Annotated in this window: 19 protein-coding genes and 1 riboswitch; of the genes, 7 read left to right on the top strand and 12 right to left on the bottom strand. The window is 35.0% G+C overall.

Features of this window, described 5'->3' with window-relative positions; all coding sequences use genetic code 11:
* Nucleotides 1–112: 112 nt before the first annotated feature.
* Nucleotides 113–3820 carry a GEVED domain-containing protein gene (locus tag IE051_RS10340; protein ID WP_189360700.1) on the top strand — a complete coding sequence of 1236 codons (3708 nt, stop codon included), beginning with the start codon at nt 113–115 and terminating at the stop codon, nt 3818–3820.
* A gap of 114 nt (nt 3821–3934) precedes the next feature.
* Here IE051_RS10340 and IE051_RS10335 read toward each other — a convergent pair whose 3' ends face one another.
* The 10 genes from IE051_RS10335 to IE051_RS10290 all read right to left on the bottom strand — a co-directional run bounded on the left by IE051_RS10335 (nt 3935) and on the right by IE051_RS10290 (nt 12230).
* Nucleotides 3935–4486, bottom strand: a complete 552-nt coding sequence (locus IE051_RS10335) for an acyl-CoA thioesterase (RefSeq protein ID WP_189360699.1) — start codon at nt 4484–4486, stop codon at nt 3935–3937.
* Between the two features lie 6 nt (nt 4487–4492).
* A complete protein-coding gene (locus IE051_RS10330) occupies nt 4493–4852 on the bottom strand; it encodes a DUF8785 domain-containing protein (RefSeq protein ID WP_189360698.1) in 360 nt (119 codons plus the stop codon).
* 22 nt (nt 4853–4874) lie between these two features.
* Nucleotides 4875–6263, bottom strand: a complete 1389-nt coding sequence (locus IE051_RS10325; RefSeq protein WP_189360697.1) for a DNA recombination protein RmuC — start codon at nt 6261–6263, stop codon at nt 4875–4877.
* A 97-nt stretch (nt 6264–6360) separates the two neighbouring features.
* Nucleotides 6361–7155: an ABC transporter ATP-binding protein gene (locus IE051_RS10320; RefSeq protein WP_189360696.1), complete on the bottom strand. Its 795-nt coding sequence runs from the start codon at nt 7153–7155 to the stop codon at nt 6361–6363.
* Entirely contained in the window at nt 7155–8183 is a 1029-nt protein-coding gene (locus IE051_RS10315; RefSeq protein WP_189360695.1) for a FecCD family ABC transporter permease, read from the bottom strand. Before IE051_RS10315 ends, IE051_RS10320 begins: the two co-directional genes overlap by 1 nt.
* A complete protein-coding gene (locus tag IE051_RS10310) occupies nt 8184–9380 on the bottom strand; it encodes an ABC transporter substrate-binding protein (protein WP_189360694.1) in 1197 nt (398 codons plus the stop codon). It abuts the gene before it with no gap.
* A 2-nt stretch (nt 9381–9382) separates the two neighbouring features.
* The gene (cobC, locus tag IE051_RS10305) at nt 9383–9949 is read right to left on the bottom strand and encodes an alpha-ribazole phosphatase (protein ID WP_189360693.1); all 567 of its coding nucleotides are present in this window, start codon (nt 9947–9949) and stop codon (nt 9383–9385) included.
* Complete coding sequence (locus tag IE051_RS10300; protein WP_189360692.1) at nt 9934–10695, bottom strand: adenosylcobinamide-GDP ribazoletransferase; 762 nt, start codon at nt 10693–10695, stop codon at nt 9934–9936. The genes cobC and IE051_RS10300 overlap by 16 nt, the downstream gene beginning before the upstream one ends.
* Before the next feature lies 1 nt (nt 10696).
* A complete protein-coding gene (gene cobT / locus IE051_RS10295; RefSeq protein WP_189360691.1) occupies nt 10697–11722 on the bottom strand; it encodes a nicotinate-nucleotide--dimethylbenzimidazole phosphoribosyltransferase in 1026 nt (341 codons plus the stop codon).
* Between the two features lie 4 nt (nt 11723–11726).
* Nucleotides 11727–12230, bottom strand: a complete 504-nt coding sequence (locus tag IE051_RS10290) for a bifunctional adenosylcobinamide kinase/adenosylcobinamide-phosphate guanylyltransferase (protein ID WP_189360690.1) — start codon at nt 12228–12230, stop codon at nt 11727–11729.
* Nucleotides 12231–12325: 95 nt separating this feature from the next.
* Between IE051_RS10290 and IE051_RS10285 the strand changes: the two genes are divergently transcribed.
* From IE051_RS10285 to IE051_RS10275, 3 genes are all read left to right on the top strand, one after another.
* The gene (locus IE051_RS10285) at nt 12326–13264 is read left to right on the top strand and encodes an ABC transporter substrate-binding protein (RefSeq protein ID WP_189360689.1); all 939 of its coding nucleotides are present in this window, start codon (nt 12326–12328) and stop codon (nt 13262–13264) included.
* A gap of 10 nt (nt 13265–13274) precedes the next feature.
* Nucleotides 13275–13479: riboswitch (cobalamin riboswitch) on the top strand.
* Nucleotides 13480–13510: 31 nt separating this feature from the next.
* Entirely contained in the window at nt 13511–15379 is a 1869-nt protein-coding gene (locus IE051_RS10280; RefSeq protein ID WP_229796780.1) for a TonB-dependent receptor domain-containing protein, read from the top strand.
* Between the two features lie 9 nt (nt 15380–15388).
* Nucleotides 15389–16453 carry a YncE family protein gene (locus IE051_RS10275; RefSeq protein ID WP_229796779.1) on the top strand — a complete coding sequence of 355 codons (1065 nt, stop codon included), beginning with the start codon at nt 15389–15391 and terminating at the stop codon, nt 16451–16453.
* Nucleotides 16454–16509: 56 nt separating this feature from the next.
* On the opposite strand, the gene IE051_RS10270 is transcribed toward IE051_RS10275, so the two are convergent.
* Together IE051_RS10270 and IE051_RS10265 are read right to left on the bottom strand one after the other, a co-directional pair.
* Nucleotides 16510–17229: a Dph6-related ATP pyrophosphatase gene (locus tag IE051_RS10270; RefSeq protein ID WP_189360687.1), complete on the bottom strand. Its 720-nt coding sequence runs from the start codon at nt 17227–17229 to the stop codon at nt 16510–16512.
* Between the two features lie 11 nt (nt 17230–17240).
* The gene (locus IE051_RS10265) at nt 17241–18671 is read right to left on the bottom strand and encodes a GFO_1087 family putative carboxy terminal peptidase (protein WP_189360686.1); all 1431 of its coding nucleotides are present in this window, start codon (nt 18669–18671) and stop codon (nt 17241–17243) included.
* A 246-nt stretch (nt 18672–18917) separates the two neighbouring features.
* Here IE051_RS10265 and IE051_RS10260 point away from each other — a divergent pair, with 246 nt between their 5' ends.
* From IE051_RS10260 to IE051_RS10250, 3 genes are read left to right on the top strand one after another with little or no spacing between them, the layout of a single operon-like run.
* Nucleotides 18918–19427: a GFO_1088 family ECF-type sigma factor gene (locus IE051_RS10260; RefSeq protein ID WP_189360685.1), complete on the top strand. Its 510-nt coding sequence runs from the start codon at nt 18918–18920 to the stop codon at nt 19425–19427.
* Nucleotides 19414–19887 carry a PG0215 family putative anti-sigma factor gene (locus IE051_RS10255; protein WP_189360684.1) on the top strand — a complete coding sequence of 158 codons (474 nt, stop codon included), beginning with the start codon at nt 19414–19416 and terminating at the stop codon, nt 19885–19887. The genes IE051_RS10260 and IE051_RS10255 overlap by 14 nt, the downstream gene beginning before the upstream one ends.
* A gap of 39 nt (nt 19888–19926) precedes the next feature.
* A complete protein-coding gene (locus IE051_RS10250) occupies nt 19927–20490 on the top strand; it encodes a GFO_1090 family protein (protein WP_189360683.1) in 564 nt (187 codons plus the stop codon).

Raw genomic sequence — 20490 nt, 5'->3', positions numbered from 1 at the left:
CCTTGCTTAAGGCATTCTAATGCTGACAGGGACATTAATTCATCTTTTTGTGAATTAGATCAAAGTAAAAATGGTATTTTTAGAATAAAATAAACTGCTTTATAAAGAAAAAATGAAAAATGTTTACAATCGCCTATGGCTGACATTGGCAATGCTCTGTTGTGTTGTTCATGCTGATGGTCAAAATACTACTTTGCCTTCTAATAGTTTTAACCAGCCAAATGCTGCTGAACTTTGTGGTACTGATTTTTTTCATAACCAAAAAATGGAAACAGATATCCAATATAGATTGAGCCATTTGGAAACGATGAAGTCTATGCGGAAAGTGAGTTCGCAAAAGCAGGCACTTATTAATGGTATTTATCAAGTACCCGTTGTAGTGCATGTTATGCATAAAGGGGAAACCGTAGGGACAGCAACAAATATTTCAGATGAAGATGTAAAACGTGGCGTTGAATATTTGAATAATTATTGGAGGAAGGTATCTGCTTCTTTGGGCGACGGACTTGGGGTGGATATGAAGATTGAGTTTGCCTTGGCCGTACAAGATGAAAATGGTAATTGTACCAATGGTATTAATCGTGTTGATATGAGCGGCGTACCTGCGTACGTAAATAACGGTGTTAATAGAAATAACACTGATGGTCTACCGGATTATGACGCTAGTGGCGGTATAAATTCTCTTAAGGAGTATGGTATTTGGGACCCTACAAAATATTATAACGTTTGGATTGTTGATGAAATTGATAATAAGAACTGTTTTACTGGCGGTTCATACACTTCAGGCTATGCCTATTTTGCATCTGCCCATGGTAGAGCTTATGATGGATCTGTAGTGTTAATTTGCTCTTATTTAAATGAAAATAGCTCAACTTGGGCTCATGAAATGGGGCATGCTTTTAACTTGCCTCATACTTTTTCTGGTGATGACCCAGATAATGATATTTGTGGTGATGATAATATTTTTGACACCCCTAGTCATATAAGATCTTCTGGTTTAGATATCGGTAATGATTGTGATAATACGGATAGTAATTCTTGTGACCCTGCATTTAATGAAGTCATTAATCCTGACAATGGGTTTAGAAGAAATACGGGATCGCACCAAGACCATATCTATAATTATATGGATTATTCAAGTTGTGGTAATGAGTTTACCGGAGGGCAAAGAGCAGTTGTTACGAATGCCTTAACGGTAACTAGGGCTTCGTTTTTATCGAGTCCTGGTTTGACGCCTCCCGAAACAGCGACCGTGTTTTTTACGGCCTCGAATACAACAGTATGCACAGGAGGCACTGTTACTTTCAATGATAAATCAAGTTGTACTCCAAATACATATACCAATACGGGTTATGATCATGTCACTTTTCTTTGGTCTATAGATAATGGGGTTGACACACCTTATACGTCTACAGAACAAAACCCAACTATTACCTTTACTAATTCTGGAACTTTTGATGTGACCTTGGAAGTTACTAATCCTGCAGGGACAACAAGTTTGGTTAAATCCGACCATATTACTGTTGGTTCAGGTGCTAAGGCAGGGTGTTCTGTTACTACTATTCCTGGAAATATTAATAAAGATTTCAGGACAGGTGTAACTAACATTTCTTTTAATTCTTTAGAGAATACAACGGGAACGGCTATTCCTGCTAATCCGGTTATTCAAGATTTTACATGTTCAAATAATACTACTATTAATTTAGGTTCATCATACGACTTAGATGTTTCGTATAAATCTAGAGGCGATGGGGCTCAATTTTTAGAAGTTTGGATTGACTGGGATAATAGTGGGACTTTTGAGGCCTCTAATACCAATGGGGATAATGAACGCGTTTTGACCGATAATGTAGAATCTGATAATAGTGGAACCCATTTAGCATCTGCCAGTGTTACAGCACCGGCTAATACTACCATCGGTGCTTTACTCAGAATGCGGGTCATATCAAATTACAATAGTGCACCAAATGTATGTGGTGATGCTCAAGCACAACGTGCCGATGATTATGGGGTTTTTGTAAAAGCAGCCTGTATTTCATTACCAGAAGCCATAATAACAAATAACTCTAGTAGTACTATTTTAACTTGCACTGAACCGGAAATTAGTTTAACAGCGTCAGGCGGAGTCAGCTTTCTCTGGAATAATAACCTGGGCATAGAACCAACAGTTACTGTGACTGAAGCTGGGACTTATGAAGTTACGGTTACAGATGTAAATGGTTGTACGGATACAGAAAGTATTGTGATTACCGAAGATAAACCGCTGCCATCAGTTAGTATAACCAATAACACTGGCGTTACCGTACTGACGTGTGATTTAACAACCATAAATGTTATTGCCGCTGGAGGTGTTAGTTACCGATGGGATAATGGCCTAGGAACTAACCCGGAGATAGATATTACTGTAGCCGGTAGTTATACGGTAACGGCAACTGCAGCCAATGGCTGTACTAATACTGCCACGATTGTTGTAACCAATGAAGCGGCCGTGCCGTCATGTGATATTGAAAGTTTTAATACAGGCGCTAATTATGGTTGTGGCGTTACACGAGTTACTCTAAATACAATTGATAATTCTACAAGTACTGCAGTTCCAAATGACGCCATGAATAATTTTATTTGTAGTGATAATACTGTTTTGAGTGCGCTATATCCGCATGACCTAGATGTTGTTTACAGGTCAAGAGGAGATGGGAGTCAGTTTCTAGAAGTATGGATTGATTGGAACAATAATGGCATTTTTGAAACCTTAAATAGTAATGGGAATAATGAGAATGTGTTACTGGACAATATAGAACCAAGTACATCGGAAACGGCATCCACTATTGTTGTACCGCCTGGAACGGCTGTACAGAATACCTTGTTAAGAATGCGTGTTATTTCCAATTTTAGAAGCGCGCCAGTAGTGTGCGGTAGAGAGCTGGTACAACGGGCCGATGATTACGGAGTCATAGTTTGTGCGCCTCCTACTTCAAGTATAACAAATAACACTGGAAGCACTGTCTTAAATTGTGATGTCACTTCTATTAGTGTTACCGCTACCGGAGGCGATAGTTATATTTGGGATAATGGTCTTGGTACTAATGCCAATGCTACACTAACAGCTGCGGGAACCTATACAGTTACGGTGCTATCAGCTGATGGATGTAGAGCAGATGAAAGTATCGTGATTACCCAAGATTCCATTGATGGTAAATTGAGTCTGTTAGGGAATAGTATGAGTATTTCAAATGGATCAAGTACGCCATCTTTGTCAAATGATACCGATTTTGGCGATGTTCTTATTAATACAAACTCATCGAGAACCTTTACCATTGAAAATGATGGGATTTCAGAATTAGTTATCAGTGATATAACCATAGGAGGAGTTGATGCAGGTTTGTTTTCTATTGGCGATATAGATTTATCTAGTCCTTTACGTATTGTCGGTGGCAGTAATGCCTCGTTTAGTATAGGTGTTCTACCTACAACAATAGGTGTAAAAGAAGCTAGTATTACTATTGATAATAATGACTGTGCGCAAAACACATTCGTTTTTGATATTCAGGCAGATGGCAAAACTACTTTAGATATTAAAGAAAATAATAAGTCTTTAGTTAGAATTTACCCTAATCCAGTGCAAGAGGTATTAAGAGTGTCCCTTGAAAATAGTGAGGTAATTAAAGCCTATTCCATTTATGATTTAAGCGGTAAGACCATTTTATATCATGGCAAAGTCATTAATGATAATATTCCAGTTTCAAACCTAGCCAATGGTATCTACTTTCTTAAAATCAAGACAGAGACATCAGAGTTAATGACTAAGTTTATTAAGGAATAGTGAGAGTTCATTCGTTTAAAAAAAGAGAGCTGTTTTATTAAACAGCTCTCTTTTTTTCTTGATTCGAGTATAGTAACTAGTATCTTCTAAAACTTTAGTTTTAATAGGTATTGATTATTTGGAAATAGAAAGATCAATTTTAGCATTTTGAGTCTTTATGAATTCGATATGTTCTTCTATTTTAAATTCAGAAGCCTTAAATTTAGTTGATCGCTTTTTAGCCTGTTCTTGGCGTGCAATACTTCTTGCAAAACGCCTAACACTTTGTTCTGAATCTAATATCAATCCGGGTACCGTTGCGTTTTTCTTGCCGTCGTCTGTTTTTGCAACCATTGTAAAGTATGACGAGTTACAATGTTTAACAATCCCTGTTTGGATATTCTCTGATTCAACCCGAAGTCCAATTACCATAGATGTTCTTCCTGTGTAATTTACCGAAGCTTTGAGTGTTACTAATTCACCAACTTCTATAGGGTTTAAGAAATCAACTCTATTTACAGAAGCGGTAACACAATAATGATTAGAATGTTTTGAAGCACAAGCAAATGCAATTTGATCCATTAAATTTAAAATATGCCCACCATGAATTTTTCCGCTAAAATTGGAATGCGCAGGGAGCATAAGTTGCGTTATAGAAACTTGAGATTCTGTTGAGTGTTTATACATGTAAAATTATTTATTCATTTTTCTATCCGTCTTTTCAACTTTGGTGATAAAATATTTTGTGTCACCTAACCAAAAAAGGTTTTTGTAACGTTCAAAATAATGAAGCTTAACATAGTAACCTTGCATATTGTTAAGGTCTTGTATGACTTGCTTTTCACCATCTTCCACCGAGAATCTAAAAAACTGTGAGTCGGATACGCCTTGACTTATCTCGCCTTCCCATGTTTTTATTACGACGCCTTTACTGCTAAACTTAACAAGTTCACCAGCTCTAACACCTTCGCTATAGGTTGCGAAATAAAGGAAACAGAAATAGCCAATAAATATGACAACTATTCCGATAATTATTTTAACTAATACTTTCATGATATTATGGTCTTAAATGAATTTATGAATGGTTTTCTTCCGCGCGCTTTATAATGGCTTCAGGAAGTGATTTTTTTGCTTTGGCACCTAGTTTTTTTATTTTTTCAATACTTGTAATAAGATTACCCCGGCCATCAACGAGTTTGTTCATGGCTGCAGAATAGTCATTTTTCGCGGCGTCAATTTTTTTGCCAACACCAGTTAAATCAGTTACTAAGCCTTCAAACTTATCATATAGCGCCCCAGCTTGCCTAGCAATCTCAATGGCATTACGCTGTTGTTTTTCATTGTTCCACATGCTATCAATGGTGCGTAAAGTGGCCAGCAGTGTTGATGGTGTAACAATTACAATGTTTTTTTCAAAGGCTTTGTTATAAATAGCGTTATCCTCACTCACAACAATGGCGAATGCAGGCTCTATAGGTATAAACATGAGCACGAAATCTGGCGATTCAATATCATATAAATCTTGATAGTTTTTTTCTGATAGTTGATCTACATGTTTTTTAATGGAATTAATATGGGCTTTTAAATGTTTGATTCTGTCCTCTTCAGGAGCGTTGACCAAACGTTCATAATCGGTTAAAGATACTTTACTATCAATAATCATTTTTTTGCCATCTGGAAGATGCAATACAACATCGGGTAAAACACGCGTACCATCTGGACGTGTGAAATTTTGCTGTACAAAGTATTCTCTATCTTTTTCTAATCCTGATTTTTCAAGGACACGTTCTAAAACCAATTCGCCCCAATTCCCCTGCATTTTGCTATCCCCTTTTAAAGCCCTTGTTAAATTAGTAGCTTCTTTGGTCATTTGCTGGTTAAGATCTTTTAATCCGAGGAGTTGTTCTTTTAAAGCAGAGTGCATGCTAATGCTTTCTTTTTGAGTTAAGTCTACTTTTTCCTCAAAGGTTTTTATTTTTTCCTGAAGCGGATTTAGAATGTTTTTAATGTTTTCTTTGTTCTGTTCCGTAAATTTATTCGATTTCTCTTCAAGAATCTTGTTGGCTAATAATTCAAAATCTTTACGCAATTGTTCTTGACGTACTTCTATTTCAGCTTCACGCTTGGTATGAATTTGTTGCAGATTTTCGTATTCTGAATTTCTTTTAGCTAGTTCGGTACTAAAAAAATCTTTTTCACGTCTTATGTCCTCACGCTCTGCTTCTATTTTTGCAATGTTTTCTTTTAAACCAGCAATTTGCTGATTAAAGTTTTCCTGTTGTTTGATGTTTTCGTCGGCAGCTAATTGTTTCAAGCCAACCAATTGCTCCTGTAAACTATTATTACGTTCTTCCAAAGCACTTTTATCTCCTTTGTTTTTTAGTTTGGAAAATAGCATTCCCAAATACCCACCAATGGCAGCAGAAGTTAGTATGGCTAGAATAAGAATTATACTGTTGTTCATTACAAAAAAGAAATATATTCAAATATAATTTTTTTACTGTGAAGTTCGAAGTCGGTGCTAAGAAGTTTTACGTTTTAAAATCTGTTTTTATACATTCTTATTTTTTAACCCTAAAACTTCCTGTTTTCTTATCAAAACTGATAAGATCATTCGGGAATAAAGATTCGAAAGTCCCATGAGAAATTAGGTTGCAGGGCGTATCTGAAACCACGTTATTCTCAGACATCACAATCATTTTGTCACATAGTTGAATGGCTAAATCTATTTCATGTGATGAAAACAAAATGGTTTTGCCTGTTTCCCTAGCCAAGCGTTGCAAGAGTTTTAAGATATATGCTTTATGATACATATCCAGATGGGTAGTTGGTTCATCCAGAATAATCAAATCTGTATCTTGTGCTAGCGCTCTTGCAATCATAACTTTTTGCAGCTGCCCATCACTTAATTCGAAGCACTTTTTGTGCTTTAGTGATTCAATATTTATTTGATTTAAGGCCTTATTAATTATAAGGGTATCTTCTTTTGAAAAATTACCGATCCAATTCGTGTAGGGTTGTCTTCCTAGAGCTACCAATTCATAAACGGTTAAGTTTTTTGAAAATATGGGCTCTGTAAGTACTAAACTTAATACTTTGGCCAATTCTAAACTGGAGTAACGATCTAAGGTTATACCATTAATATAAATATGGCCGTCTAATTTAGCTTGAACATTAGTTAGTGATCGTAAAAGTGTAGATTTACCAATACCATTGGCTCCAACCAGACCAACCAATTCACCTTTGTGTAACTCTATATTAATATTAGAACCTATTAAAGTGCTTTCTTTTTTAGACCTATATCCTATGGAAAGATTTTTAGTTTTGAGGACGCTATGTTTTTTTTGAGTATCCACTAAAATATCATTTTACGTTTTCTTACTAATAACCATATAACCACAGGTGCGCCTATTAAAGAGGTGATTGCGTTGATTGGTAAGGTATATTCACTCGATGGTAATTGGGCAATACTATCGCAAATTAGCATTATAATGGCTCCAAATAAAAAAACAGCAGGCAATAATATTTTGTGGTTAGATGTGCTAAATACTTGTCTGGTTATATGCGGAATCGCCAAACCTATAAATGCGATAGGACCAGCAAATGCTGTAATGGATCCTGCTAACAAGCTTGTGGAAATAATAATCATTAACCGACTCTGTTTTATATTCATGCCCAAGCTCTTCGCATAATTTTCACCTAATAAAAGTGAGTTTAATGCTTTAATTGTAAAGAGGCTTAATAAAATTCCTGGTAAATAAATGAGAAAAAGAATAAGCAATTCATTCCAAGATAAATTACCTAAACTACCAAACCCCCAAAAGAAGTACTGCTGTAATTCTTCAGCTGAACTAAAATAGGACAGCACATTGACAGCGGCAGCAGATATACTACCAAACATGAGGCCAATAATTAAAATAGCCATAGCATCTCTAACCTTAAAGGATACAATTAAAACAATTAATAGTACTAGAAAACTGCCTAGAATAGCCGCAATAACAATACTCCATTTTGATGCCAAAACACCAAGAAATATCCCTCCAAAAAGAGAGGCTCCCATGGTAACAATAGCGACACCTAAGCCAGCACCAGATGTAATACCTAAAACAAATGGACCGGCAAGAGGGTTTCTAAATAAGGTTTGCATCATTAAACCTGAAATGCCTAAGCCAGATCCAACAATTATTGCAGTAAAAGCTTTAGGTAATCTATAATCTAATACAATATATTTCCATGACAGGTTATCGTGTATTCCAAATATAATGTTGAAGATGTCTTTGTTAGGAATAGAAACAGATCCCAGACTGACATTCACAAAAAATACTAGAATTAATATTAAAACTAGCCCAATAAAAGATATGGTATGTTTTGATGTGTTTTGCAATTATTCTAAGCGTTTAAAAAAGAAATTCTCATAATTATTTAATAGGCCAGGATGAGAAATATTAATCATATCTTTTAATATAATATCTGGTCTTAATGGTCCCAATTCATAATATAATAATCCCCCTTCAGGACCAACTTTATTCGTATAAGAATAAATATTATTCTTTTTAAAGGCCTCAAAATAGGTGTAGCCTTTATGTTGTTCTTGCATTTGCGCTTTGTTTTCAAAAAGCCCGGCACCAATCCATAACTCGGCATTGTTAGCTTTTTCTAAAACATTTTCAAAATTTAATTGCAGACTTCCATTAGACTTGTTTTCTTTCCAGAGGTAATTGGTATTGGCATCCTCCAAGAATTTTGCAACAAAGCTTTTTCCTCCGGGTACATACCAAACATCTTTTATTAGGGCTCCTGAGAAAACCGTTGGTAAGCTTTTGGCCTTTAAAGCTATTTGGGTTGCTTTTAGGTAATTGGATTCTATATGGTTGAAGATGTTATCAGCTTCCTTTTTTTTATTGAAAAATGCAGCAACAAATTTTAGCCATTCGGCTCTACCGAGCGGATGTGCTTCGGTCCAAGCACCGTCCAAAACGACAGGAATTCCAAATTTCTTAATTTGATCTAATTTTTGGTCATTGCCATTCACCGAAAACCCTATGACGAGTTCTGGTTGTAAATCAAGTAGCAGTTCTATATTAATTTCTAAATCATTATTTAAATCTTTAATCTCGCCATTTTCAATACGTTTTCTTGTTTTTTCAGATGAAATAAAGCGCGTATTTGGAAACCCTACCAGTTTGTCATCAACCTCCAAATATTCTAAGGCGGGAATGTTGGTTGTTGACATGACTACAATTTTTTCAATGGGTAATTGAATCACAATATCTGTGTCGTTATGTTCAGGAATTGTACCCCCGTCCTCTATTAAAAGGTATCTGTAGCTGTCTTTGCTTTTGGGCCATGGTGAGGTCACTATTATTTCTGTATGGGTGTCATAATAGGTTATAGAAAATCCTTTGGCATAATTTAAAAGTTCTTTGTTTTCTTTAGGTTCTATCGGGTTTACCTTTTTCTTATCTTTTTTACAGGATGTAATCGCAAGAAAGCCAATAAATAAAAGAGTTGTTAAACGCATAAGGTACATCTGAGTGCTAAAGGTCTTTATTTTTTTTGTAATATCTGAGAAGGAACTCATTTTTAAATAGGAACTTCTGTGATTAGTCGAATGGTATTGGCTTCTTTTTTCAGGTGAAAAATATCTCCATAATTTATTTTTATATTGAATGAGTCTTTTAAATCTATGTCTAAAATGCTAGATAGAAAAGCCCTCATGGGACCGGCATGTGCTATTATAATTAGATTTTCTTTAGCTCCTGAATTCAAAATATCTTCAAAGAACGCTTTTACTCGTGACGCTAATTGGGTATAAGATTCGCCACCCGGAACAGCAGTATTTACAAAATTGGACATCCAAGGGGTTAATTCCTTTTCGGGAATAGCATCCCAGAGTTTCATTTCCCAGTTACCAAAATCGAGTTCTTTTAAGCGGTTATCATAATGCACCTCATTATTGAACTGTTTTGCCAATAAAGAACAACGTTTTAATGGGCTTGAATAAACTTTGATTGACCCTGCTATTGGAATCTTTGATTGGATGGTTTTAAATTCCGAAGCATAATTTTCATCCAAGTCCAAGTCGCTTTGTCCGTAGCAAATTCCTTTTTCAATATTTGGGGTTGTATGTCGTATTAAATAAATTTCCATAGCACTAGTACACTTAAATAAAAAACCACCTCACTTAGTTGTTGCACAGCACCTGCACAGTCTCCGGTTTGACCACCTAACCATTTTTTAAATTTTCGTCCTAAATATACCTTGGCGAAATAGGGAGGTAGAATTACTAAGAGTATCAAAGGGGTTTTAAAAAAGAATAATGGTAATAATCCAAAAAATGCGTTAATACTGAGCATGCCAATAGAAATACTTTTGGCGGCAGGTTTTGCTTTACTGTCGGCAGTGTCTCTTACGTAAGGATATGTGTATATTAATGTGGTCGCTATAAACCTGCTCACACTATGTCCTGATATAATCGTTAAAGGAATTAAATAGGGATGTATTTCTCTTAAAGCGGAAAATTTTATGGCTAAAATTAAAACCAATCCCGAAACGCCGTATGTGCCAAGACGGGAGTCCTTCATAATTAGGAGAATTTTTTCCTTAGTCCATCCGCCGCCTAAACCATCGCATACATCTGCAAATCCATCTTCATGGAAGGCACCCGTAACATATATGGTTGAAACCATACTTAGAAGAATAGAAATCTCAGTTGAGAAAACAAAAGAGGCTGCATAATAGATCAATGCGCCAATACTACCAACCACTAGGCCTACCAGTGAAAAAAAATTGGCGCTTTTCTTTAAATACTCAGGATCATGATCTACCCATTTTGGACATGGAATTCGGGTAAAAAACATGATAGCGGTAAGAAATATTTGTATTTCTTTTTTCATATTATGCGTTTTCTGATTCAGTACTAACACCAGCGCTTTCAAAACTAGCCATATTGTTTAAAAAGTTTACTGCTGCTCTTATCAAGGGTATCGCTAATGCGGCCCCCGTACCTTCACCCAATCGTAATCCTAATGAAAGTAAGGGTTTGGCATTTAAGGCATGTAACATCTTTTCATGCCCTTGTTCATTAGAACTATGAGCAAATACACAATGTTTCAAAACATTTGGATTGATGGCATGAGCAGCAAGTAGAGCCGCTGTAACAATAAATCCATCTATAATAATAATCATATTCAGCGCTCCAGCTTTTAATATGGCGCCGCAGAGCATGGCAATTTCAAAACCTCCAAAGGTGGCTAAAGCCTCTTCGGGTGTTTTAGGATTGTATTTTTGGTAAACTTCAGATAATATTTGAATTTTTTTATGGATGCCTTCGTCATTCAAGCCAGTACCAGAACCCACGCATTCTGCAATAGGAATTCCCGTGAAATGTGCCATAAGAAGTGCTGCTGATGAGGTGTTACTTATACCCATTTCTCCAAAACCTATGGTATTACAACCTTTTGACTGAATTTTAGAAATTATATCATCGGCTTTATTTAGGGCGTCTTCACATTGTGCTAAAGTCATGGCGGGTTGATCCTGGTAGTTGTTTGTGCCAAATGCTATTTTTGCATCAATGATGTCTAAATGAGGTTCAAAATCGTGATTTACTCCTGAATCCATAATGATTAGATCGATAGCATTGGTTTTGCTAAACACATTAATAGCGGCGCCACCTTGCACAAAGTTATAAACCATTTGAGCCGTTACCTCTTGAGGAAAAGGGTTTACCTGACCCTTTTTTGCAATACCGTGATCACCAGCAAAAACAACTATGGTAGGTTTTGAGATTTCTGGGGTTTCTGTATTTTGAATAAGTCCGATTTGTAGGGCTAATTCTTCAAGAACGCCTAGGGCGCCCAAGGGTTTTGTTTTTAGGTCAATTTTATGCCTAAGCTTTTGTTTTAAACTTACTGCAGTCATTAATTTATTTTAGTGTTAGAGGAATCCCAGAAACCATCATAGTGGCCTTGTCAGCATGTTTCGCAATGTGCTGATTCATCCAGCCTTGAAGTTCTGTGAACTTTCGTCCAATTTCAGTTTGCGCATGTACCCCCATGCCAATTTCATTAGAAATTATAATTATTGTAGCCTCTAAGTTTAGGAGTTTGTTGAATTCTATTTTGGCGAGTTCTAGAGATTTATTCACATTATTTTTGGTGTCAACATAAAAGTTGGTAAGCCATAAAGTCACGCAATCAATAACAACTACATCATTGGTTTCAATGACTGATACAATATTTTTTTCTTCTTCAACAGAGGTCCATCGGTCATCTCTATCTGCTATATGTCGGTCTATTCGTTTTCTGTGGTCAGCATCCCAAACTCTTGAAGTTGCGATGTATTTGGGGGTATTAGAGTGTGATAGGGCTAGGTTTTGAGCGTAGCTACTTTTACCAGAACGCTCGCCACCTGTGATGTAATAAATCATAATTCTAAAATATCTGACAAAGGTTAAAAACATTTTTCACAATGGAAAGGTATATAAGAAAGATGTACTTTTGTTTTTAACTAATGTACGTTTTTATGATTGTTTCTTCTTTTATGCCTGCGGTTACCCAAATGATTTATGACATGGGTTTGCAAGATTATTTGGATGGCGTAACTTTTGAGTGCCCCGCAACTGCTCTACGTGAAAAACAAGTTGCTGTACGGTATAAACTGGAAGGACAAACGTTATCAAGTGAAGAAATAAATACCATTTTTTCAAAAACAAAAGCTGAAGGTGGGACTTTGTATTATGTAGATGAAGACATATTAGAACAAATTGCTCCAGATATTATTTTTACACAAGACGTTTGTGATGTCTGTCAAATTGATACTGCTTGTGTGGCAACTTCGGCGTATAAATTAACTAAAGTACCCCAACTCATTTCAATAACACCTAATTCTCTTGAAGATGTATTCAGTAATGCATTGACAATCTCTAAAGCCATTGGGGAAGAGGACGTGGGGATTAATTATGTGAATGCACTAAAAGAACGTATTTACAACATTATAGACTTTCAGCGTTCAAAGAGAATTCAGCCAAAAAGTGTGCTGCTTCTAGAATGGGTAGCACCTTTGTTTAATTGTGGCCATTGGATTCCTCATCAAATTGCTTATGCTGGTGGCATGGATTTATTATCGCATCCATCTGGAGATAGTATTGTAATTTCTTGGGATAAAATTGTGAAGTATGATCCAGAGGTAATCATCATTGCACCCTGTGGTTATGACATAAATCGTACTAAAGAAGATATGCATTTCTTAGAAAATAGACCAGAATGGCAGGCTTTAAACGCTGTAAAAACAAATCAAGTGTATATAGCAGATTTCGATATGTTTACCCAATCTTCTGCAGGAACATTAGTTGATGGTATAGCATGTTTGATGGCCATGATACATTCAGAATATTATAATGCTCCAGAACATTTAGCTTCAAAATTTTTAAATTATAGAGATTCACTTGTGTTTGATTCATAAAAAATACTCTACATTTGCATCGAATTTTGGTTCCAAGCCATAGTAACGTTTGGATTAAAAGGGAATCTGGTGCGAAGTCTTATTCAATTCCAGAACTGTTCCCGCAACTGTAAGCTATAAAGCTTCATGTTTAACTTCAAGTCACTGAAGAATTTCTTTGGGAAGACTAACATGAAGACGTAAGTCAGGAGACCTGCCATATTCATAACCAAATATTAAAACTTTCGGGATAAAAGTTTAGTTATTATGAAAAACACGCTATTCATAGCAGTATATTTTATTTCTTTTAGTTGCTTAGCTCAAAATGATAGTTTGGTAAACCAATTGGATGTGGTTCTTATTCAGGCCGATAAAAAACTGGATAAGCACTCTGCAGGATATAAAGTAGAACGATTAAACGATTCTGTAATTGAAAAAAATATAGAATCTTTTTCTAATTTACTTCGGTTTAATGCACCAATTTATCTCAGAGAATACGGGGCAGGAGGAACGAGTTCAGCTAGTTTTAGAGGAACAAGTGCTTCAAATACCGCAGTTATTTGGAATGGTATTAATATAAATTCTATTAATAATGGGCAAACGGGTTTTAATTCATTAACCGTTAGTTTATTTGACGCCATAGATATTAGGAGTGGGGGTGGAAGTTTGGAATATGGTTCTGGAGCTATTGGAGGGACCATTCATTTAAATGATAATTTGGAGTTTTCAAGTAAGTCTCAAACTAAAAATCAGGCTATCGCTTCAATTGGTAGTTATGAAACCTATAGAGGGATTTATAAATTAAAAGTGTCACAGAATAAGCTAGCCATTAATGCAGGTATATCTTATAATCAATCAGAGAATGATTATCCTTGGTTAGGTACAGCTTTTAAAAACACAAATGGAGCGTATCAAAATTTAGGCATTAATATAAGTGGTGCTTTTTTAATTAGTCAGGCTTCTAAGCTTAAGCTTTATACTGCTAATTACTGGGGAGAGCGATTCTTTTCTGGGGAATTACCAAATCCAACTTCGGCAAATGATAAGTATCAAGATTTAAGCAATCGCAATTTGTTAATTTATACGAATAATCAACAAAGATTTAATCATGAGGTTAAACTTGCTTATTTAACTCAAGAGTATCGCTATTTTGAAAATAAAGCCATTGAAGCGTACAATTTTGGGAGTTCTAGGCAATTTCTCATCAATTATAATGTTTCTTATGCCCTCCCTAATTTAAATGCTAGCATAAGTTCGTATTCGGAGTATGAATCTGCATATGGAAAAACGGATAGAATAGACGAAAGGAATAGGCGACAATTTTCTCAATCTTTCATCTATGATCAAAATATTAAGGGTGCTGTTTTTCTGGATGCTAAAATTAGAAAAGACTTTAATTCTGACTATGAAGTACCTTTTACTTATGCTCTGGGTGTAAAAGCAAAAGCTACACAACAGTTATTTGTAAGAGCCAATGGATCTAAGAATTTTAGAGTCCCAACATACAATGATTTGTTTTGGCCAGGTCAAGGAAACTTAGATTTAAAACCAGAAACGGCATCGCAGGTTGAGTTTGGTGTTGGCTTTAAAAACAATCAATTTTCAATAGATATCGGCTCATTTTTTATCCATGCAAAAGATAAAATCGTTTGGACTCCAAGTGGCGATCCTGAGAGGCCTGGAATATGGGTGCCCATAAACATTTCAGATGTTAAGAATAAAGGCGTTGAACTTGTGTTACACTACAAGGCAAACTTTAATAAACATGCTGTGCAGATAGACTTAAACTATAGTTACACTGAAGCTATTGACAGCGAAACAAATAAACAAGTCATTTTTGTACCAAAGCATTTGGCTAATTTGAATATGGGCTATTCTTATAAGCGCTTTAGTTTCTTTTTTCAGCAATTATTTAACGGTGAGGTTTATACAACTGAGAGTAATTCTAATGATTTTATTGTGCCCCACTATTTTGTGAGCAATACAGGATTGGATTATAGGCTGTTAAATGGAGCAAAACAACAACTATCACTAGGAGTCAAGGTTAATAATTTGTTTGATACCTATTATGTGATTCAGCCTAGACGTCCTATGCCCAATAGAAACTTTAATTTAAATATAAACTATAAATTTTAAACAATGAAAATGAATTCTTTAATTACCAAATGCCTCTTTCTGGCCTTAATTTGTCTTACTTCTTGTAGTGATGATGATGAAATAATTGTGGTTCCTAAAGGCGATTATGAAAACGGACTGATTATTAGCGGTGAAGGTTCAGGTGCTGGTACGGGATCGATTTCTTTTGTCTCTAATGATTTAAGTGAATCTGAAAATCTTATCTATAAAAAGGTGAATAATGTGGAATTAGGTACTTTTTTACAATCTATAGCTTTTGATGATGATAGTGCTTACATTATTGTAGACAATGCTAATACTATAACCGTTGTTGACCGCTATACTTTTGAATTTAAAAATGAAATTATAGTTAATTTGTCTACGCCTAGGTTTATGACCGTAGTTGGTGATAAAGGTTATGTGACAAACTGGGGATCTACATCTGATGATAAGGATGATTTTATTGCTGTTGTTGATTTGCAAACATTTGCAGTGGATAAAACTATTAGTGTAGGAAACGGTCCTGAACGTATTATTGCAAAAGACGGAAAATTATATGTTTCTCATAAAGGGGCGTTTACAAATAATAATATTGTTTCAGTAATTACTATTTCTACTGAAGAGGTTGAAGAAATTACAGTTAAGGATAAGCCCGATGAATTATTTTTTAATGATGCAGGCGATTTAGTGGTCTTATCTGAAGGAAGGACATTGTATGATGCTAATTGGAATGTAACCGGTCACACTTTGGCGAGTATTTCAACTATAGATGTAAGTACTTTGGTTATTGATACAGCATTAGATTTTGAGCTTGGAGCACACCCATCACTTATGGTTTTAGACGATAACACTATTTACTATGCCTTAGGTAACGATATTTTTGCAATGGATGCTGATGCAACTGTATTACCGGGAGCTTCACTATTAGCTGCAGAAGGTTATTTGTATGGTATGGCCGTTGGAGGTAATAGAATATATGCAACAAATGCATCTTTCACTGATGTTAGTACATTGAATATTTATGATTTAGCGTCTCAGGATAAAATAGATACTAAGGAGATTGCTTTGGGGGCGTCAAAAATATATTTTAATTAATAAAATAACCTGTCACACGTATTTCTTAAAAAAATACCACTTTTAGTGGCATTTTTTTATGGAATTAAGTCACAGTACCAAACGCCGTATTTATCTGAATCACTCTTACAGATAGTATCATCACCCTTGGGGTTTTTATATTCTCGATACACCTTTTCTCCAATACTAAAATTTACGGGCGCCTTAAAAATAGGTCCATCAAAACAAAACGTATGAAATTCACCATTTTCCCCGCATGGATCAACTTCTGGAGGTAAATCATTTATAAAATTTTCGTCAATAATAGTTCCAACAAATTCTTCTCCAAAATATTTGGAGTTGGCGCAAACTATAATGGTTTTAAATCCTAAATCTAGAAATTCTTGAAGCAATGCCTTGGTATTCCTTTTCCAGAGCGGAAAAACAGCTGTTATGCCTTGCTTGCGTAGCTGATCTTCTCGGTATTGTCGCAAATCTTCCAGGAAAATGTCACCAAAGGCTGTATGGGTAAATCCATCATTTTTTAATCTAGAAACCGTTTCTAACATTTTTTGTTCATAGACATCCATAGATGGCATTTCAGGAAGCTCTATTAAGCTGGCTTCTATGTCTAAAGCATTGGTTTGTGCAGTGAGAAGTTCTTTCCTTAATCCGTGCATAGACACCCTGTTGAAATGACTGTTTACGGTAGTAATCAGTTCATCAACTTGATATTTTTCATTTCGTAATATATGGTATAGTGCTAATGCTGAGTCCTTGCCAGAACTCCAGTTAAAGTACGTTTTGTGTTTAGTCAATGGTTTTTGTTTTAATCAATAATATTACCGCCTTCCAGTGGGTTAAAGTCATTACTGGTCAAAATGAGTTCAACATGTTTTTCGGTAGATTTTATTTTGTCGACCTTAGAAGTAGCATTTTCTATATCAGCTAGAGCCAGTGCTAACATGGGCTCATTACGATTTCCTAAAACACCATAATTTTGTGGATTTTCGTTATATTCATAACCAATACTTGGGGTTAGCCCCGTACCTGGAACCAATTCATCATTTTTGTTAAAACCATCTGCTATTAGTGGTTGCATGGCGTAGGTATGACCCGGATTTACACCTTCTCTTGAAAAATCTGGCGAATCATAAAGTGTTCTTGACGCCTGCGTTTTGCCAACCGTATTATTGCCTATATGTACCACCTCTATATAAGGTTTTAATCCATTAATGAGGCCTTCACTTGCTGATGCTGAAGACCTCGTTGCTAAAACATATACTTTATTAAGTCCTAAAGAATTAAGGCTTTCTCCAGATTGCAACTTGTTATAGAATAAAAAGTCAAAATCATTATTCGTTTGATTCTCATTATACCTTAATTTTTCAAATACTTGACCTGTAAACTGCCCAGTAATCATGCTAGCTAAAAAAGCTGTAGTTAGGACAGAACCTCCTGGATTGTATCTTAAATCTAAAACCATTTTAGTAACATTATTACCTTTAAAATTAGCAAATATGGCATTAAGCTGGTTTTCAGAATTTCCAATAAATCCATTATACATAAGATATCCAATATTTTCTCCTCCTACGTTTAGTATTTCGGTTTTGAAAATTGGGTTTTCGGTGTAGAGTACTTTTGTGAGTGTGACATCAACATTTAGCGGATCTATAGAATCATCTGATTCTTCTGGTGTCCCCTTATCATTATAAAAGCCAAGGTTAATGGTATAGGTGTCTTTATTAATAAGCTGACCAATATTTTCTCTGGTTAATTGCGTGCCATCAATACCGTAAATGATATCACCGCGCTTAAGTGTTGTATTTGTAGCAGGGCTTTCAGGTAGTACCAATCGAATTACACCATAGGCATTAATTTCATTATTAGGTGAACCGTAAAAGTTAAACTCCAATCCATTGGTTCCTCTTGTACCTTCAAACTGACGTTCTAATTCAAAATAATCGTCAACAATCCAACTAAATTTATCTATGGTTTGTCTTTCATATATAACACTTTCAAATAATTCTTCAGGACGAGAAAAACTATTTAAATAACTGGCATATTCATTGGTATTTGAAAATCGGTCATTTGCAAGATCAGGACTGTTCTCTAAATAGAGGTAATAGGAATTCATACCTTTCCAAACGAAATCATTTATTTGGCTGGCAGAAACCGTATTGTCATCGTTATCTTCAAAACAACTTAAAAAGCAAATAGAAAGCGAAAGTAAAAGAAGCGGGGCTATTAATCTTTTCATGCAAAGTATTTTAATAAGTAGTCTATTAAACCATAAAATTACTTACAATATTGTGTAATAAAAAATTAAGGAGCACAAATGTAAAGACCTGCTATGTTTTGTCGACATTGTAATACCTTTCTAAAAGAACAGTTTTAAGGGGTATTTTAAAAAATATGATATGTTTTGTAACAAAACATATTAACGCTCGTCGTAATATCAAATAGCGATAATTAAGCTGTTTTTAAAAACTAATTAAACCAAAAGATGACTCAGATAGAGTTTTTAAATATTGTTACCCCGTTTAAGGATAAGGTATTTCGTTTAGCAAAGCGATTACTGGTATCTACCGAGGAGGCTGAAGATGCTACCCAGGAAGTATTAATTAAATTGTGGAATAATAAAGCGAAAATTCAAGAGTATAAAAATGTAGAAGCGTTTTCAATGACCATGACAAAAAACTATTGTTTTGACAAACTGAAATCAAAACAGGCGCAGAATTTAAAAATTGTGCATAGTAATTATGAGGACAAACAAACGGCGCTACAAAAACAGGTTGAATTAAAAGATAGTGTGAGTTGGGTAGAACGTATTATTGAAGATTTACCAGAACAACAGCGCATGATTATTCAACTTAGGGATATAGAAGAATATGATTTTGATGAGATAGCCAAAATGCTAGACATGAATAATACAGCGGTGCGTGTATCTTTATCAAGAGCAAGAAAAACAATAAGAGAAAAATTAACTAATACACATAATTATGGTATTAAATAATATAGAAAAATTACTCGAGAAGTACGACAACGGCGAAACTACTTTAAAAGAAGAGCACATATTGAAAAACTATTTTACAGGCGATGATGTAGCTCCTCATTTAGAAATGTATAAACCTATGTTCGCGTATTTTTTGGCAAACCAGCAAGAACAATTTACTAAAGACGTTCCATTAAAAACTAAGCGAATTTTAAATTACAAATGGATTTCAGTCGCAGCAGTAGTGCTTCTTATGTTAGGTTTTTATTTTGGTAAATCATTAAATAATAATGATTTAGGTACTTATGATGATCCCCAGTTAGCTTTTAACGATTTCTCTAAGTCAATGGAGTTAATATCTCAAAAGCTTAATAGAGGAACTTCAACCGTAGGATATCTCAATGAAGTTAATAAAGGTACGGCAACATTGGGTTACCTTAATGAGATTGAGAATACAACAAATATTATTTTTAAAAACTAAAAAGAATTTACAACAATGAATATTTTAAATACAAGAACAATGAAAAATAGATTAATAGTATTGGTGATGGCGGTAATGCTTATGCCAATAATGGGAATGGCACAAAAGGATATTTTTGAAAAGTATAGTGATGATCCAGATGTTACTTATGTATCCATCAAACCAAAAATGTTTCAAATGATTGCCAAAATGGGTATTAGTGTAGATGATCCCGAAGCACAGGCCTATATGGATATGGTAAAGAGTATTACAAGTTTTAAAACCATAGTCACAGACAATAAGGCTATTTCTGAAGATATTTCTAAATATGTATCATCACGCTCTAGCTCATTAGAAGAATTGATGGAAGTTAGAGATGAAGGTACAGATGTTAAATTTTATGTTAAGGAGGGTAAAGATGCAGATCACGTTAAAGAGCTTTTAATATTTGTTAACGGTGTGGATAAGGCCATGAAGGGTCAAGGTGTTGAAATTAATGGGGAAACTAGAAAAATTGAAACTGTAGTGGTGTCTCTTACCGGGGATATTGACTTAAATGAAATTTCAAAATTAACAGATAAAATGAATATTCCAGGTGGTAAACATCTAGAAAAAGAAAACTAA

Source organism: Algibacter mikhailovii (assembly GCF_014651495.1).
In the GTDB taxonomy this organism is placed as follows: Bacteria; Bacteroidota; Bacteroidia; order Flavobacteriales; family Flavobacteriaceae; genus Algibacter_E; species Algibacter_E mikhailovii.
Note: the sequence above shows the minus strand (reverse complement) of the source record. Positions and strands in the feature narration are given on the sequence as shown.

Excerpts from the sequence above, each read along its gene's own strand:
- IE051_RS10310 (WP_189360694.1), bottom strand. The coding sequence starts at position 9,380 with ATGAGTTCCTTCTCAGATATTACAAAAAAAATAAAGACCTTTAGCACT.
- cobC (WP_189360693.1), bottom strand. The coding sequence starts at position 9,949 with ATGGAAATTTATTTAATACGACATACAACCCCAAATATTGAAAAAGGA.
- IE051_RS10325 (WP_189360697.1), bottom strand. The coding sequence starts at position 6,263 with ATGAACAACAGTATAATTCTTATTCTAGCCATACTAACTTCTGCTGCC.
- IE051_RS10280 (WP_229796780.1), top strand. The coding sequence starts at position 13,511 with ATGAAAAACACGCTATTCATAGCAGTATATTTTATTTCTTTTAGTTGC.
- cobT (WP_189360691.1), bottom strand. The coding sequence starts at position 11,722 with ATGACTGCAGTAAGTTTAAAACAAAAGCTTAGGCATAAAATTGACCTA.
- IE051_RS10300 (WP_189360692.1), bottom strand. The coding sequence starts at position 10,695 with ATGAAAAAAGAAATACAAATATTTCTTACCGCTATCATGTTTTTTACC.
- IE051_RS10265 (WP_189360686.1), bottom strand. The coding sequence starts at position 18,671 with ATGAAAAGATTAATAGCCCCGCTTCTTTTACTTTCGCTTTCTATTTGC.
- IE051_RS10255 (WP_189360684.1), top strand. The coding sequence starts at position 19,414 with ATGGTATTAAATAATATAGAAAAATTACTCGAGAAGTACGACAACGGC.
- IE051_RS10260 (WP_189360685.1), top strand. The coding sequence starts at position 18,918 with ATGACTCAGATAGAGTTTTTAAATATTGTTACCCCGTTTAAGGATAAG.
- IE051_RS10335 (WP_189360699.1), bottom strand. The coding sequence starts at position 4,486 with ATGTATAAACACTCAACAGAATCTCAAGTTTCTATAACGCAACTTATG.
- IE051_RS10250 (WP_189360683.1), top strand. The coding sequence starts at position 19,927 with ATGAAAAATAGATTAATAGTATTGGTGATGGCGGTAATGCTTATGCCA.
- IE051_RS10340 (WP_189360700.1), top strand. The coding sequence starts at position 113 with ATGAAAAATGTTTACAATCGCCTATGGCTGACATTGGCAATGCTCTGT.
- IE051_RS10275 (WP_229796779.1), top strand. The coding sequence starts at position 15,389 with ATGAATTCTTTAATTACCAAATGCCTCTTTCTGGCCTTAATTTGTCTT.
- IE051_RS10285 (WP_189360689.1), top strand. The coding sequence starts at position 12,326 with ATGATTGTTTCTTCTTTTATGCCTGCGGTTACCCAAATGATTTATGAC.
- IE051_RS10330 (WP_189360698.1), bottom strand. The coding sequence starts at position 4,852 with ATGAAAGTATTAGTTAAAATAATTATCGGAATAGTTGTCATATTTATT.
- IE051_RS10290 (WP_189360690.1), bottom strand. The coding sequence starts at position 12,230 with ATGATTTATTACATCACAGGTGGCGAGCGTTCTGGTAAAAGTAGCTAC.